This is a genomic window from Phytohabitans flavus, assembly GCF_011764545.1.
In the GTDB taxonomy this organism is placed as follows: Bacteria; Actinomycetota; Actinomycetes; order Mycobacteriales; family Micromonosporaceae; genus Phytohabitans; species Phytohabitans flavus.
Map to the genome: position 1 here is coordinate 4,133,502 of NZ_AP022870.1, position 16,223 is coordinate 4,149,724.

At 71.8% G+C, this 16,223-nt stretch carries 10 protein-coding genes and 2 pseudogenes; 5 read left to right on the forward strand and 7 right to left on the reverse strand.

Translation table 11 applies throughout. The features are described 5' to 3' along the window. Positions 1 to 253: 253 nt before the first annotated feature. A complete protein-coding gene (locus Pflav_RS17990; protein WP_173037191.1) occupies positions 254 to 2,191 on the forward strand; it encodes a pre-peptidase C-terminal domain-containing protein in 1,938 nt (645 codons plus the stop codon). A 27-nt stretch (positions 2,192 to 2,218) separates the two neighbouring features. Further along, positions 2,219 to 4,960, forward strand: a complete 2,742-nt coding sequence (locus Pflav_RS17995) for a helix-turn-helix transcriptional regulator (RefSeq protein ID WP_232071566.1) — start codon at positions 2,219 to 2,221, stop codon at positions 4,958 to 4,960. Here Pflav_RS17995 and Pflav_RS18000 read toward each other — a convergent pair. After that, the gene (locus Pflav_RS18000; protein WP_232071568.1) at positions 4,862 to 6,232 is read right to left on the reverse strand and encodes a YibE/F family protein; all 1,371 of its coding nucleotides are present in this window, start codon (positions 6,230 to 6,232) and stop codon (positions 4,862 to 4,864) included. The two genes, Pflav_RS17995 and Pflav_RS18000, sit on opposite strands and share 99 nt — an antisense overlap. A gap of 104 nt (positions 6,233 to 6,336) precedes the next feature. Between Pflav_RS18000 and Pflav_RS18005 the strand changes: the two are divergent. After that, positions 6,337 to 8,162: pseudogene (locus Pflav_RS18005) on the forward strand (VanW family protein). Positions 8,163 to 8,236: 74 nt separating this feature from the next. After that, positions 8,237 to 10,381, forward strand: a complete 2,145-nt coding sequence (locus Pflav_RS18010; protein WP_232071570.1) for an immune inhibitor A domain-containing protein — start codon at positions 8,237 to 8,239, stop codon at positions 10,379 to 10,381. An 8-nt stretch (positions 10,382 to 10,389) separates the two neighbouring features. On the opposite strand, the pseudogene fmdA reads toward Pflav_RS18010, so the two are convergent. From fmdA to Pflav_RS18025, 3 genes and pseudogenes are all read right to left on the reverse strand, one after another. Then, positions 10,390 to 11,642 (reverse strand): annotated as a pseudogene (gene fmdA, locus Pflav_RS48790) (formamidase). Between the two features lie 25 nt (positions 11,643 to 11,667). Then, positions 11,668 to 11,916 (reverse strand): FmdB family zinc ribbon protein, encoded by a 249-nt coding sequence (locus Pflav_RS18020; RefSeq protein ID WP_173037192.1) that lies wholly within the window; start codon positions 11,914 to 11,916, stop codon positions 11,668 to 11,670. A gap of 327 nt (positions 11,917 to 12,243) precedes the next feature. Further along, on the reverse strand, positions 12,244 to 12,657 hold the full coding sequence (locus tag Pflav_RS18025) for a winged helix-turn-helix transcriptional regulator (protein WP_377308598.1): 414 nt from the start codon (positions 12,655 to 12,657) through the stop codon (positions 12,244 to 12,246). A gap of 77 nt (positions 12,658 to 12,734) precedes the next feature. Here Pflav_RS18025 and Pflav_RS18030 point away from each other — a divergent pair, with 77 nt between their 5' ends. Further along, positions 12,735 to 13,364, forward strand: coding sequence for an MFS transporter (locus tag Pflav_RS18030; RefSeq protein WP_232071576.1), 630 nt, complete (start codon positions 12,735 to 12,737; stop codon positions 13,362 to 13,364). Here the strand turns inward: Pflav_RS18030 and Pflav_RS18035 are convergent. Genes Pflav_RS18035 through Pflav_RS18045 form a run of 3 tightly spaced genes read right to left on the reverse strand, consistent with a single transcriptional unit; the run spans position 13,354 to position 16,220 of the window. Next, entirely contained in the window at positions 13,354 to 14,316 is a 963-nt protein-coding gene (locus Pflav_RS18035) for a quinone oxidoreductase family protein (protein ID WP_173037194.1), read from the reverse strand. The two genes, Pflav_RS18030 and Pflav_RS18035, sit on opposite strands and share 11 nt — an antisense overlap. A gap of 18 nt (positions 14,317 to 14,334) precedes the next feature. Next, on the reverse strand, positions 14,335 to 14,793 hold the full coding sequence (locus Pflav_RS18040) for a hypothetical protein (protein WP_173037195.1): 459 nt from the start codon (positions 14,791 to 14,793) through the stop codon (positions 14,335 to 14,337). Between the two features lie 32 nt (positions 14,794 to 14,825). Beyond that, entirely contained in the window at positions 14,826 to 16,220 is a 1,395-nt protein-coding gene (locus tag Pflav_RS18045; RefSeq protein ID WP_197938615.1) for a DNA polymerase domain-containing protein, read from the reverse strand. Between the last annotated feature and the right edge of the window lie 3 nt (positions 16,221 to 16,223).

Genomic DNA, 16,223 nt, shown 5'->3' on the forward strand with positions numbered 1-16,223 from the left:
ACTGATATGGGACAGCACGATAAGTGCCTTCCACGAGTAGGACCGCCGGAACGACGCGAAGTCATCGCCCCGCGCCGAGAAAGTCGCCAAAATCCGACACTCATTCATTGATCTTTCTATTTGCATCCATTGTGGGTAGTCTCGCCGGTGCCGGCGGGGCGGAGGCCGCGCCGGACCCGTTTCGGGCGCTGCCCGCGCGTCGCGGGACCGCGGCTTCGCGAGCGGCGCCAGGAGACTCAGATGGGGGAGATCCATGCGTCGAACCATCGCGATGGTTGCTGCCTGCCTACTGGCGGCGGTCACGATCGCACCGGGCGGTGCGTCCGCGCGGGCGAAGCCGGACGTGGACACCGAGAAGGCACTCTCGAACGGGCTCCAGGTCGCGCCCAAGTCCACGGCGAAGAGCAAGACGGCCAACGCCAAGCCGGCGGGGGCCAACCCGTACCTCGCGCTGCTGCCCGACCCGGCGGCGGCTGACCTCTCCGGCTGGGACAAGTACCTGGCCGCGAAGGGCAAGGAGCGGGCTAACGCGCTCAAGGCTCAGAAGAAGGCACCTGCCGTCTCGCCGATCCTGGTCGACGAGGACGAGCCGGTCGGCGTGCGCGGCTCCAACGACACCCCGGCCACCGCGCAGCGGGTCCCCGGCTTCGGCACGAACTCCGGCCAGAACCCCAAGGCCCGTGTGCTCGGCACCCTCTCGCCGGAGCGGGTGACCTCGCAAAACGTCCCGCCGAACACCGAGGACGACGGGTCGATCACGCTCGCCCGCGACACCGGCATCGGTACGACCGTCGACGGCATCCGCACCACGGGCGTCGTCGGTGACGGCCCGCACGGCAGCGCCGGCTCCGGGTCGGGCGACTTCGACGTGTACAAGCTGAACGGGCAGGCCGGCGAGAGCCTCACGGTCGACATCGACACGGCCGCCGGCGGCACGCTCGACTCGATCCTGCTGCTGTTCAACGAGGACGGCGAGGTCCTCGCCACCGCGGACGACGACGGTGAGACGCTCGACAGCCTGCTGAGCTTCCAGTTCCGCGAGTCGGGCACCTACTTCGTGTTCGTGACCGGCTTCCTGACCCTGCCGAACGACCCGTTCGACTCGGGCAGCGGCACCGGCGCGGACACCGAGGGCCCGTACGGCGTGACCATCTCGGCGGGCGTGGCGGACACCGACTTCTTCGCGGTGCGGCTGCGCAAGGGCGACGTGCTCGGCGCGTCCGTGAGCGGCGCCGCCGCGCTGGTGTCGGTGTACGACACGGTGCCGCGCGAGGTGCACGGCTCCACCCAGGACGCCTCGTCCATCTACCCGGCCAGCACCCCGCTGCCCGGCGGCGGCAACGCGGTCACCGAGTACGTGGCCGAGAAGGCCGGCTGGCACTACGTGGCGGTCAGCTCCGGCGGCGGCGACTACGACATCACGGTCGAGGCGTACCGGCCGACGCTGGAGAGCGAGGCGCCGCCGGTGCAGACGCTCTTCCTGGACTTCGACGGCGCGCGGCTCAACACCGCCATCTTCGGCGGGCCGGGCGTGCGGACGCTGAGCCCGTTCAGCGCGTTCCTCGGCCGGTGGGGTCTGACCCGCGCGGACGAGGACGCGGTGATCGACGCCGTGCTCGCCACCGTCGAGGAGAACCTCAAGTCCGACCTCGTCGCCAGCGGCCTCAACGGGCGCTTCCGCATCCAGATCAAGAACAGCCGCGACCACCGGGACACGTTCGGCCAGACGAACGTGAGCCGCATCGTCGTCGGCGGCACGATCGACGAGTCCGGCATCCCGACGATCGGCATCGCGCAGACCATCGACCCGGGCAACTTCGAGACCGAAGAGACCGCGCTGGTACTGCTGGACGTGCTCAGCGACCCGGCCGGTGACGACGCGTCGCTGAACACGTACATCACGCCGGAGAGCGACAAGGTGGCCTTCGTCGGGCGCGCGCTCGGCAACGTGGTCGCGCACGAGGCCGGCCACTTCTTCGGCGACTGGCACGTCGACCAGTTCAACGACATCCCGAACCTGATGGACCAGGGCGGCAACTTCCCGGTCATGTTCGCGGTGGGTCCGGACAACATCGGCGGTACCGACGACGACATCGACGTCGACTTCGGCGAGGACATCTTCAACCCCGGTGAGGGCTTCACCGGTACCGAGGACACGCTCAGCCGGATCGTCTTCGGCGTGACCAGCTAGGCAGAAATTCGCCGGTACGCTGGCACCGTGCGGGCCATCCGTGGCGGTGCCAGCCCGGTGATGATCGGGCGCGAACGCGAGCTGCGCCGCTTGGTGCAGCTCGCGTCGGCGCGCGTGCCCGCGGTCGCGGTCGTCGCCGGCGAGCCCGGCATCGGCAAGACCCGCCTCGTGCAGGAGCTGCTCGACGCGCTGCCGCCGGAGACCGTGGTCCTGGTCGGGCAGGCCGAGCCCGGCTCGCTCTCCCGGCCGTACGAGGTGCTGCTCGACGCGATCGACGGCCGGTCCGAAGTGGACGACGAGCACCTCGCCGCGCTCGGCGACCCCAAGCGCAGCCCGGTGGAACGGCTGCACACCGGCCTCGCGATCCTCGCCGACCTGGTCGGCGACTCCCCCGCCGTCATCGTCTTCGAGGACCTGCACTGGGCCGACTCGGAGAGCGCCGCCCTCTTCGAGCGGATCGCCGACCAGCGCGGGCCGAGGCTGCTCCTGGGCACGTACCGGCCGGACGAGGTGACCCGCCGCCAGCCGGTGGCCGGCCTGCTGGCCCGCCTGGAGCGGCGGCACACCGTCACGCACGTACGGCTCGACCGGCTCAGCCCGTCCCAGACCGCGGCGCTGCTCGCGGCCGCGACCGGCGGGCCGGTGCCGATGCGGGCGGCGACCGCGCTGCACCACCGCACCGGCGGCAACCCGTTCTTCCTGGAAGAGCTGCTGCGCAGCATGCCCGGCTACCAGGTCGACGACATCGTCGACCAGCCGCTGCCGTGGAGCCTCGCCGACCTGCTGCGCCGCCAGACCGACGACCTCGACCCGGTCAGCCACCGCATCGTGGAGGCGGCCGCGGTGCTCGGCCACCGCATCCCGTTCGACCTGCTCGCCGGCGTCACCGGCGCCACCGAGGACGAGCTGATCCGGGTGCTGCGCGACCTCGTCACCCGGGGCGTGCTCGTGGAGTCCGGCGAGGACGAGTTCGCGTTCCGGCACGCGCTCTTCCGCGAGGCGATCGCCGACCAGATGCTCGGCCGCCAGCGCCGGCGGCTGCACGAGGCCGCGCTCGACGTGCTCCTGCGCAGCGGCTCGTCCGACCCCGCCATGATCGCCCACCACGCGCGCGGCGCCGGGCGCTACGACGACATGGTGGCCGCGGCCCGCCGGGGCGCCGCGCTGTACCTGTCGATCGGCTCGGCCTACCAGGCCCTCCAGCTCGCCGAGATGGGCCTGGAGGAGATGCCCGAGGACCCGGAGCTGCTCTCCGCCGCCGGACGCGCCGCCTGGCTGGCCGGCCTGCTCGACGACGCCGTGCGGTACGGGCGGCGCTGGCGCGACGTCGCCACCTCGACGACGGACCGCGCCGAGTCGCTCTACCTGCTGGTCCGCCTCGCCTGGGAGTCCCGCGAGTGGGACGAGATGGGCGACCTGACCCGCGAGATCGAGCGGCTGATCGAGGAGCTGCCACCCGGCAGCGACCAGGCCCGCGCGATGACCGCCGTGGCCCAGTCCTCGATGCTTCGCGACGACCTGCCGGCCACGCTGTACTGGACCGACCGGGCGATGGCGCTCGCTGAGGAGTTCGAGCTGCCGCAGGTGCGCCTCGCCGCGCTGGTCGAAAAGGGTTCGGCGCTGGCCGAGGTGCCGGCCCGCGCGGCCGAGGGGCGGGCGATCCTGTCCGGCCTCGTCGACGAGGCGGAGAAGGCCGGCGAGTGGGTGCTCGCCGCCCGCGCGCTGAGCAACCTCGTGCAGGGTGAGCCGACCGGCTCGCCGACGGAGTTCGCCGAGGTGCTGGAGCGGATGCGCACCGACGCCGAGCGGGCGGGCTTCGAGTCGCTCGCCGTCGCCGGGTACTTCCAGGGCCGCGCCCGCCTCGCGATGCGCGCCGGCGACCTCAAGGCCGGCATCGAGGCGCTCGAAGAGGGGCGCGAGCAGGACCGCGGCTTCCTGCGCCGGGGGCGGTGGGCCGACTACCACGGCGTCTTCCTCGCCGGGCTGTACCTGGAGGCCGGCGAGCTCGGCAATGTCGAGCGCGTGATCGCCGAGCTGGCCACCGTGCCCGGCCTGCCGCGGACCTCGATGCTCGGTCTGATGTTCCACCTCGCCTGCCGCCGCCGTGATCCGGCCGCCGCCGAGTCCTCTTTGGACGCGCTGCTGACCGTGATGGCCACGCAGAGCTGGCGCAGCGGCGCGCAGGCGCACGACCTCGTCTCCGCCGCGCTGGAGCTGGGGCTGCCGCTGGAGCGCCTCGACGAGATGGCGGCCGAGCTGCTCGACAGCGCCGGTTGGGACGCCTACCGCACGCTCGTCAGCGCGCAGATCGCCGAGGCGCGGGGGCGGCACGCCGAGGCACTGCCCGGCTATCTGTCCATCGTGGACGTCGAGGTCCTGCCGCCGCCCACCCGCGGCACGGCACGGCTCGGCGCGGCCCGGTGCCTGCTCGCCGCCGACCGCCGCGAGGAGGCCGCCGCACAGGTCGACGCGGCGGCGGGGCTGCTGGCCCGGTGGGGCGGCTGGCGGGTCGCCCAGCTGGAGCAGGCGCGGGCCATGCTCGGCCTCGCCCCGGCCGACGCGGCGCCCGCGGTGACCGGGCCGTCCGCGCTGACCCCTCGGGAGCGGGAGGTGGCGCTGCTGATCAGCGACGGGCTGACCAACACCGAGCTGGCCCGCCGGCTGTACATCTCACCGAAGACCGCCGCCGTGCACGTCTCCAACATCCTCCGGAAGCTTGGCGTGTCGTCCCGGACGGAGGTGGCCGACGTCGTCGCCCGCTCCGGATAGCCAGTCGTCGCTGCTGACGGCCATCGGCTTTCTCCGCTGACGCGGCTGGCGCGGCTCGGCCGGCACCTTCGCCCTGGGCTGGCGGGTCGCCGCGAACGCCGCCAGCGCCGTCGTGATCGGTACCGCGGCGATCAGCCCCATCGTGCCGACCACGCTGCGGACGATCTCCTGGGCGAGCATCTGCGAGGTGAGCGCTTCGCTCAGCCGGGCGTTGCCGGCCGCGAGCAGGATCAGCAGCGGCAGCGAGGCGCCCGCGTACGCCAGCACGAGCGTGTTGATCACGGAGGTGATGTGTGCCCGGCCGACCCGCGCCGCCGCCCGGTACAGCCCGGTCGCGGAGAGCGTCGGATTGGCGTGGGCGAGCTCGCTGACCGTCACCGCCTGGGTGACCGCCACGTCGTCGAGGACGCCCAGCGAGCCGATCAGGATGCCGGCCAGCAGCAGGCCCTGCATGTTGACGTCGGCGAAGACCACGCTCAGGTAGTTGGTTTCCTCGGTGCCCACGCCGGTCAGGTGCAGCGCGGCGGTGGCGCCGGCGGCGAGCAGGCCGGTCAGCGTGAGGCTGGCGAGCGTGCCGAGTACCGCCACGGTCGTCGGCACCGTGAAGCCGTGCGTCAGGTAGAGCACCGACAGCATGATCGCGGCCGAGCCGACGACCGCGACGAGCAGTGGCGAGCGCCCGTCCAGGATCGCCGGCACGATGAAGAAGAGCAGCACCCCGAACGTGATCGCGAGGCCGCCCAGCGCCGCCAGCCCGCGTAGCCGGCCGAACGCCACGACCGCGAGCGCGAACGCGGCGACCAGCACCCACAGTCCCGTACCCCGCTGGTGGTCCAGGATCTGGTAGTCGACGCCGCTGGCCGTGCCCTCGGTGTGGATCAGCGTGATGTGGTCGCCCTCGGCGACCTCCGGCGAGCCCGGGCCGCGCGGCTTGTCGGTCTCGATCTGCTGGCCCTCGTCCGGTCCGGAGGTGAGCTTGATCGTGACCGTCCCGCACTCCCGCGGGCCGCCGCCCGGCACGACCGACGGGTCGCCGGGCAGCTCCGGGCAGGGCGTGAGCGCGACCGCCACCACGTCGCCGGTGACCGTCGCCTCGTCCGGGGGCTGGTCGCCGCCGACGTCGCCACGCGGCCACAGCAGCGCCATCGCCGCGATCGTCGCCACCGCGGCGCAGGCCAGCACGATCAGCGCGACGCGCCCGGCCCGCTGCCGGTACGGCCGGTCACCGCCGTGGCCGTGTGCGTGACCGTGGCCCGATCCGAGGTCAGCCATCGCGCCAAACTACCGCGCCGCGCTCGGCCCGCTCGCGGTGGTCGACACGCTTCATCGATCCTTGTCGCCCCGAGCCGGCCGCGCGTCGCGTACCATCGGCCGGCGTGACCCAGCCACCGAGTCAGTTCGCCGAAGAGGCGCCCACCGTGCAGTTCGCCCGGTTCGGCGATCCGGCCGCGCCCGGCGGGCCCGCGGGTCCCGGCGGCTTCGGCCCGACCGTGCCGGACGCGCCCGAGCCGGCGCCGCGCCGGGGCCGCAAGCGGATCTTCCTCGCTGGCGGGATCACCGCGGCCGTCCTCGTCGCCGCCGGCGGTACCGCCGCTTACGGGTACGCGGGCGAGGTGCCCCGCGGGACGAAGGTGCTCGGCGTCGACCTCGGCGCGAAGAGCAAGGCGGACGCCGCCGAGGCCCTGCGGGCGAGCCTGTCCGGCCAGTCCGAGCGCTTCGACGCGCCGCTGCCGGTGCGGCTCGGCGAGCGGGTCGTGGAGGTCAAGCCCGCCGACGTCGGGCTGGCGATCGACGTGGACGCCACCGTGGCCGCGGCGGCCGAGAGCGGCGGCGGCCCGTTCAGCCGGATCTTCGGCTCGCGCGACGTGGCGCCGGTGGTGACCATCGACGTGGCCAAGGCCGACGAGGTGCTGCGTGGCGCGCTCGGCAAGGACGCGCAGGCGATGCGGATGCCGGCCGTGACCTTCTCCGGCACCACGCCGAAGGCGGTGTACCCCAAGCCCGGCAAGGGCATCGACGCGGAGAAGTCCGCCCAGGCGCTGCGCGAGGGCTGGCTCGGCATCCACCCGGTGCCGGTACCGCTGGTCGAGATCCACCCCGCCACCTCGGCCGAAGATGTCGACAAGCTGATCTCCGACCTGGCCCGGCCGGCCGTCGCCGCGCCGGTCACGGTGACCACCGACCGGGGCAACGTGACCGTGCCGCCGGCCGCGATCGCGAAGAGCCTGGTGCTCACCGCCGACAAGACCGGCAAGATCGACCCCAGGGTGGACGAGAAGAAGCTGCGCACCGCGCTCGCCGCCCCGCTCGCCAAGGTCGAGGTCGCGCCGAAGGACGCGACGATGGCGCTCAAGGCCGGCAAGCCCGCGGTCGTGCCGGGCGTCGACGGCCACCGCCTCGACACCGGCGCGCTGACCAAGGACCTGCTCGCCGTGCTGCCCAAGGCCGACGGCCGTACCGTCACCGGCACCATCACCACCGCGAAGCCGAAGGTCACCGAGGAGGCCGTGGCCAAGCTCGGGGTCAAGGAGATCGTCTCGACCTTCACCACGGAGTTCCAGGGCGGCCTCTCCTCGTCCCGGAGCCACAACATCGTGCTTGTGTCGAAGGAGACCAAGGGCGCGTTCGTGATGCCGGGCGCGACGTTCTCGCTCAACACGCACACTGGCGAGCGCAGCTACCCGCAGGGGTACAAGGACGCGCCGACGATCGTGGGCGGCAAGCTGGTGCCGGGCGCGGGCGGTGGCGTCTCACAGTTCACGACCACGCTCTTCAACGCCACGTACTACGCCGGGCTCGAAGACGTCGAGCACAAGCCGCACTCGTACTACTTCAGCCGCTACCCACCGGTGATCGAGTCCACGATCTACCCGCCGCACCTGGACTTCCGGTTCAAGAACAACACGCCGTACGGGCTGCTCATCGACACCTCGTTCACGTCGGACTCGGTCACGGTGTCGCTCTGGAGCACGAAGATCTACGACAGCGTGAAGACCGAGTGGGGCCCCGGCGCAACGTCACCCAGCCCCAGACGAGGTACCTGGACCCCGGCCCGACCTGCATCGAGACGACCGGACTGCCGGGCTTCAGCCAGGACGCGTGGCGGATCATCCGCAAGGGCGGCAAGGAGGTCAAGCGGGAGAAGTTCAGCTGGACGTACCAGGCCGAGCCAAGGTTCGTCTGCGCGAAGGCGCCCGCCTAGCCCATTTCGGACATATCCTGAAATAGGATCTCCTCTTGTGGCGATTTATGTCGCCCGGTGTTCAGAGGGGATCCATGGCCCGTGCCGCCGCAGCCGCCGCAGCCGCGATGCTGTCGATCCTCCCGGCAGGTGCTGCCCCGGCGAGCCCCGAGCCGGCCCCGCCGGACCGCCCAGCCGGCGACGTCCGCGAGCTGACCCGCAAGGACTACACGCTCGACGGCCGGCCCGTGGACACGCCGGAGCGCTACCGTCCGGGCGCGCGCGCCTCGGCCGAGACGCCGCCGATCGGCACGAAGCGGCAGTGGCTGGGCCTGGACGACTTCGAGGGCCGGCTGTACCGCAAGGACTACACGCTGCGCGCCGTCGGCGAGAAGATCGAGGTGTGGGTCGCCGACGACCTCGCCTTCCCGGCCGGCGACTGCCGCGCCCGGGTGCCCGGCACGACCGAGGTCACCGACGCGCAGGTGGCCGATCTCGTGGACCAGTTCGACGCCACCATCTACCCCAAGGAGATCGCGGCGTTCCACACCCCGCCGGACCGCGACGGCACGAACGCGCAGCTCACGCCGGACGTGAACGGCAACGGCGGGGACTACACCGGCGCCGGCGACCGGACTGTCACGCTCGTGGACAACGTGCGGGACGACAACTTCCACGACTTCCGGGCCGCGTACGTGGCCGGGTTCTTCTCCGCCCAGCTCAACGAGCTCCTCGACCGCAACGTGATGACGATCGACGCGTTCGACTGGCAGCACCGTACCGGCGCCAACCCGCCGGACGCGCCCACCGGCGACCTGTGCACGAGCCGGCCGGCCCGCCCCAACCTGTACGAGGGCACGTTCGCGCACGAGTGGCAGCACCTGCTCCAGTACTACGCCGACCCGTTCGAGACCACGTGGGTGAACGAGGGGCTCTCCGACCTCGCGCAGACGCTGACCGGGTACGTGGACGCGCGCACCACCGTCTCCCAGCGCGGCGCCGACAGCCACATCCTCTGCTTCCAGGGCTTCGGGACCGTCCGCACCGACGTCAACACCAACCCCAGGGAGTGTGGCGGCCCGGAGAACTCGCTCACCACGTGGGGTGAGAGCCCGAACCTGAACGCGACGCTCGCCGACTATGGCAACGCGTACTCGTTCATGCTCTTCCTGCACGACCGGTACGGCACCGACGTCATCTCCCGCCTGCACCGCGACGGCGAGCGGCAGGGGCTGGCGAGCGTGGCGGCGGCGCTCAAGGCGGTGGGCGCGCCCGACCTGTACCAGGTGATCCACGACTACCAGTCGATGGTGCTGCTCGACAGGATCGTGTCGAACGGCCAGACGTACGGGGTGTCGAGGGACCGCGTCACCACCCCCAGCCTCCGCTCGACGGTCAACCAGGCCAACCCGGCGATCAACGCCACGCCCGGCGCCGCACCCAACGGCGCCGACTACGTACCCCTCGCGCCGCGCGGCGGTGAGCTGCGGTCGATCACGTTCGAGGGCGCCCGTACGCTGCCGCCGCTCCCCCTCTCCTGGACCGTGGTCAGCGACCCGGATCGCCCGCGCGACGCGGTGCTGTGGTCGGGCAACCGCGGCGACCTCGACAGCACGGCGGTCACCACGGTCACCGTCCCGCCGGGCGGGACGACGTTGCGGCTGCTGGCCAAGTACGGGGCCGAGAAGGGCTTCGACTACGGGTACGTGACGGTCTCCACCGACGGCGGCAAGACGTACACGCCGGTGGTCGGGGACCGGACCGTGGCGGGTCCGCTGGGGCCGGCGCTCAACGGCACGACCGACGGCTTCGAGCCGCACACCTTCGACCTCTCCGCGTACGCCGGGAAGACCGTGCTGCTCGGCTTCCGGTACGTGAGCGACGGCGGCCTCGACGAGGGCGGCCTGCTCCTGGACGACATCACGCTGGGCGGCGGGCTGGTCGCCGACGGTTCGAGCCTGGTCGCGTTCGACTCGCCCACCGAGATCCGGGCCACCGAGGTGCACAACTGGAACCTGCGCCTGGTCGGCCTGGACGAGAAGCGCCGGACCGCGCTCCAGCTGGAGTTCGACGGCCGGCACGCGGTACAGCTCGACCCGGTTCGCCTGGCCACGCTGAGGCAGTTCCCCAAGGTGGTCGCGATCGTCGCCTACGACGACCCGACCGAGCAGATCACCCAATACGCCCCGTACACGCTGACGGCGAACGGCAAGCGCCAGCCCGGCGGCCTCCCCGAGTGAACCGGCCATCAGAAGCTGGCGGTCGGCGCTCCCCTCCCCGGCTTGATCTTGGTTGGCCCGCTCGCCGACGGCCGCACGTCGAAGTCGAAGATCTCGGTGGGGATGTAGACGGTGGCGCAGGCGTTGGGGATGTCGACCACCCCGGAGAACCTCCCCTCGATCGGCACGGCCCCGAGGATCAGGTACGCCTGCTCAGGGCTGTACCCGAACCTGGTCAGGTAGTCGATGGCGTGCAGGCAGGCGCGCTGGAACGCTAGCTGCGAGTCCAGGTAACGCTGCTCGCCATCTGTGGTGACAGAGATGCCGGAGAAGGCCAGCCACTGGCAGTACTGCGGATTGTTGTTGCCCGGCAGGAAGATGGCGTTCTCCGACACCCCGTACTTGTCCATCCCACCCTTGATGAGATCGACGTGCAGGTCGACGAACCCACCCATCTCGATCGCGCCGCAGAACGTGATCTCACCGTCGCCTTGGGAGAAGTGCAGGTCGCCCACGGACAGGTTGGCGCCGGGCACATAGACCGGGTAGAAGACCCGCGAGCCCTTCGTGAGATTTTTGATGTCCTGGTTGCCGCCGTTCTCGCGTGGCGGAGCGGTACGCGCCGCCTCCGACGCCACCCGGTCGAAGTCCGCTCCGGTCAGCGAACCGAGGATCGCGTCCTGCGGCAGCGGCGGCAGCGACAGCGGCGGCACCCGGTCGGGGTCGGTCGCACGCAGCGCCGACTCCCGCTGGTTCCACTTCGCGAGCAGCGCGGCCGACGGTGCGACGCCCATCAACCCGGGATGGACCATGCCGGTGAAGGTCACCCGGGAACGTGCCGGGACGACGCGGTCTGCCCGCGAAAATCCCACACCGCCTTGTACGCGTCCGGGAAGTAGTCGGTGAGGAAGCCGCCGCCGTTCTGCCGGGCGAAGATGCCGGTGTACCCCCAGCCCTGCCCGGCCAGCGGTCCGGAGTCCTCCTGCGGTATCGGGCCGACATCGAGGATGTCGACCACGAGTAGGTCACCCGGCTCGGCACCCTGCACGGCGAACGGCCCGCTGAGCGCGTGGACGATCGAAAGCGGCGCGTCGCGGACGTCCATCGCCGAGTCGTCGTTGTGGATTTCGCCGTCGAACCACTCCCGACAGTGCACGCGGAACGACTGGCCGGGGCTGACGGTCGCCACTGGCGGGATGTCCGGGTGCCAACGGTTGTGGCCGACCAGCTGCTGGTCCGGAAACTTCTTCGTGGAGTCCAGCGGAAAGACAACTTCCGGCATCGCCACTCCCCTTCCTTGGCGGTCCTCACCGCCGTCGACGCACCGGCCCGCGGTCCGGGATCCGGGTCACCACGTCCGGCGACTCCGCGGTGCGGGCCGCCGCATCGATCGCGCGGGTCAACGGTTTCGGGGTGACGGCCAGCCACGGTGCCGAGATGACCCGTACCGCCGCGCCACCGCAGACGCCGCAACGGACGCTGCCCGCCGCCTCGCCGATCCGGGCCCGAACCTCGAAGGCCCCATCGCGCGGACATCGGTATTCGTATGTCGCCATGCCGGTCTCCCTCATCCGGTTCGGCGGGACGGCGACTCCTTGGCTCGACCAAGAAGCGGCTAACCGGCTCCCGGCTAGAGACGGCCGTCCCACAGCCGAGGGCCGCGTACGCCGCCGCCCGGCGGTCTAGGGTCCGCCGGACCACCAGCATCGGACGCCAGCGCCCCGCCACGCAGGCCAACAGCCAAACTCGTCCCCACGGGCGCGACCGCGTCTGCCGGGGTTGGTTTTGAAGCGCGGAGGGTGAGGCCGCGGGAGCAGCGGTCCGGACCACCGCGGACGTCGCGGTAGCTCAGGATCTTGGTTTGATCTTGCCCTTGGCCGCGCTCAGACGGTGGCCATGCGGCGGTCGTAGGCGGCGCGGGCGGCGGCGATCTCGTCCTGGTGCTTCTCGGTCCAGGTGACCAGCGCCTTGATGGTCTCGTGCAGCGTGCAGCCGAGGTCGGTCAGCGCGTACTCCACGCGGGGTGGGACGACCGGGTAGACGGTGCGCTCGACTAGGCCGTCGCGCTCGAGCTGGCGGAGGGTGACGGTGAGCATGCGCTGGCTGATGCCGTCGATTTCGTTGCGCAGCTCGGTGAAGCGCAGCGTGCGGCGCTCCAGCAGCGCGATCACCAGCAGCGACCACTTGTCGGCGACCCGGTCGAGAATCTGGCGGACCTCGCAGTCCTCCCGCGTGTCCCACTGGAAGGGGTCGGAGTCGCCGTAGTCGGTGCTGTCGCAGTGACTCGGTGACTTCAAAGTGCCTTCTTCCATGACCCAACATGCTGCCGCAGGATGCAGATGGTTACAAGAGGGAACCGACAAGCACAGGACCCGTGGCTTCGACCTCCGCCGGGCTGGTCCGGGCCAACGTGGGGGCGATGGCGCTGACCGGCTCGTTCTTCGGGTTCCAGTTCGTGACCGTGCTGTACCTCCAGGAGCTGCGCGGCTGGTCCACCCTCCAGACCGGCATCGCGCTCATGATCCTCGGCATCGACTCGGTCCTCGCGCCCACGCTCACGCCGAAGCTCGTCGAGCGGTGGGGCACCCCGCGCGTGATCTTCGGTGGCTTCGTGGTGGCCGCCGCGGCGTACGCGCTGTTCCTGCCCTTGGGCGCCGACTGGACGTACCCGATGATGCTCCCGACCTTGATCTTGACCGGCCTGGCGTTCGCGCTCGCCTACGGGCCGCTGACCATCGCCGCCACGGACGGCGTGGCCGAGGCCGAGCAGGGGGTGGCCGGCGGGCTGCTGAACACGTCGTTCCAGTTTGGCAGCGCGCTCGGCCTGGCCCTGGTCACGGCCGTCAACGTCGCGGTCACCGAGCCCGGCCGGGAGCTTTCCGGGTACCGTGCTGCGCTTGTCGTCCCGGTCGCGGCCGCGCTGATCGGCGCCGCCGCGATGGCGATCGGGTTGCGCCGCCGCGCTCCCCGCGAAGAGGAGGCACGGGAAGCCGTCATGGTGTGAGCAGCAGCTTCCCGGTAGTGCGGCGAGACTCGAGGTCGATGTGGGCCCGCGCCGCCTCGGCCAGCGGATAACGGCCGCCGACGGTCACCTTCAGGGTGCCGTCGGCGGCCCAGCGCAGCACGTCCCCGGCGCGGCGGCGCAGCTCCTCGTCGGCCGCGACGAAGTGACCGAGCGACGGCCGGGTCAGCGACAGCGAGCCGCCGGTGGCGAGGCGGTTCAGGTCGAACGGCGGGACCGGGCCGCTCGCGTACCCGTAGAGCACCAGCGTGCCGCGCACCCGGAGGCTGGCCAGGCTGGCGTCGAAGGTGTCCCGCCCCACCCCGTCGTACACCGCGGCCACGCCCACGCCCGTGGTCAGCTCGCGGACCCGGTCGGCCACGCCCTCGTACCCGATCACCTCGGCAGCCCCCGCCGCGCGGGCGAGCTTCTCCTTCTCCAGAGTGGAGACGGTGCCGATCACCCGCGCGCCGAGGCTTGTGGCGAGCTGGGTGAGCAGCAGCCCCATGCCACCGGCGGCGGCGTGCACGAGCACGGTGTCGCCGGGCCGGACGGCGTAGCTGTCGTGCAGCAGGTAGTGCGCGGTCATGCCCTGCAGCAGCAGGGCCGCGGCCTGCTCGTCGCTCACGTCCGGCGGGATCGGGACGGTCCGGTTGGCGGGGGCGACCGCGTACTGGGCGTAGGCGCCGGCGAAGTTGGTGGAGACCACCCGGTCACCGACGGTCGGCGCGGTGACGTCCGGCCCCACCGCCTCGACCACGCCGGCCGCCTCCGAGCCGGGCACGAACGGCAGCTTCACCGGGTAGAGGCCGCCGCGCTGGTACGTCTCCACGAAGTTGACGCCGGCCGCGCTGAGCCGCACGAGCACCTGGCCCGGGCCGGGCTCGGGCACCGGCACCTCGGTCAGCGTAAGCACCTCGGGTCCGCCCTGCGCGGTGAGCTGAATCGCGTCCATGGTGGAAAAGCGTAGTAGTCAGTCGCAGTACCAGCAGCCACCCCGGACGACGATGACCGCGCTGAACGCCGCCTGCGACCCGTCCGGCGCGACTCCGCCGGTCAGCGCGAGGTCGATCTCGAACTTGTCCCAGGGCAGCCCGTTCTTCCAGTAACCGCCACGCGGCAGCGCCTCCCCGAGGCTGGCCCGGGTGAGGCCGGGTGCGCCCACCTCGGTCGCCCACGCCGCCAGCTTTCCCACCGGATCGGGCGGGCAGGCTGTTATCGGCTCGCAGCGCACCGTGTAGGTCGCGGCGACCCCACCGTCGGAGCGGCGCATGGATTCCAGCGCGAAACCCTCCGGCGCGCCGAGCGACCGGAGCAGCTCCTCACGTTGACCTGGAATGTACGAGTCCTCGTACCAGTATGCCACTCCGTAGCCGCCACAGCAGCAGATGACGAGCAGCGCCGCGATCGTGAGCCCGACGATCAACCCCACCCGGCTCCTGCGGCGGGGCGGCCCGGGTGGACCTACCGGCCCCGCCGGCGGCGGCCCATACGGCGGCGGTCCATATGGCCCAGGCCGGCCCGGGCCGGGCGGCGGATATCCCGGCTGTGACGGCCACGGCCCCGTCGGTCGGTGATCCACGGCCGCAGATCATACGGACACCGGCGGCCGGCAGCAGCCCCGCCGCCGGGCTCAGTCGCCGCTGCCGTCGGCGCCCGGGAAGCGCATCCCCTCCCACGGGTTGTAGTCGACCTCGAGCGGCTCCTGCTCGGGCCGCTCCCCTCGGGTACATGCTGGAGGTTGACCCGGATCCGGTACCAGATCGAGCTGCGCCCCCGCATCCCGTCGACGAGCACGTCCGCCGGCTCCAGCTTCTCCACAGTGGACGGGTGGCGGGCCTTCCACCGCTCCAGCCCGGCCAGCGCCTCGTCCTTGGTCTTCGCCCGCGCGATCTCGACGAGCGGCATCGTGGACTGGCGGCGGCCGGCCCCCTTGGGCGGCTTCTCCGCCGGGCCGAGCCGCTTGGCCAGGTCGAGCAGCCCGTCGAGCGTGCCGTGCGAGGTGTCCATGCCCTGCCACGGGTCGCCGCCGGCCTGGAACCGCTCCAGCACCACCGGCAGCGTGAAGTGGTCCGGCCGGCAGTCCGCAACCTCGTCCCAGGCCAGCGGCGTCGACACGCGGGCGTCCGGGACGGGGCGCACCGAGTACGCGGAGGCGACGGTGCGGTCCTTCGCGTTCTGGTTGAAGTCGACGAACACGCCCTGCCGCTCCTCCTTCCACCACTTGCTCGTGGCGAGGTCCGGCGCGCGGTTTTCCACCTCGCGGGCGACGGTCTCGGCGGCGAGGCGCACGTCCTTGTAGAGCCAGCGCGGCTCGATCCGGGCGAAGATGTGGAAGCCCCGCGAGCCGGACGTCTTGGGCCAGCCGGTCAGCCCGTGGTCGGACAGCACCTCCTTGGCCACCGTCGCCACCTCGACGATCTGCCGCCACTCCACGCCCGGCACCGGGTCGAGGTCGATGCGCAGCTCGTCGGGGCGGTCGAGGTCCTCGGCGAGCACGGGGTGCGGGTTGAGGTCGACGCAGCCGAGGTTGACCACCCAGGCCAGGGCGGCGGCGTCGCGGACCACGACCTCCTCGGCGGAACGGCCGGAGGCGTACTTGAGCTCGGCCACCTCGATCCAGTCCGGCCGCTTGGTCGGCGCCCGCTTCTGCCAGATCGCCTCTTCGTCGATCCCCTTCACGAACCGCTTGAGCACCATCGGCCGCCCGCGCACGCCGCGCAGGGCACCCTCGGCCACGGCGAGGTAGTAGTTGACCAGGTCGAGCTTGGTGTGACCACCGGCCGCGAACACCACCCTGTCGGGGTGCGTGATCGTCACCTCGCGGCCGGCGACCTCGATGACCGCCGGCTTCGACATGCC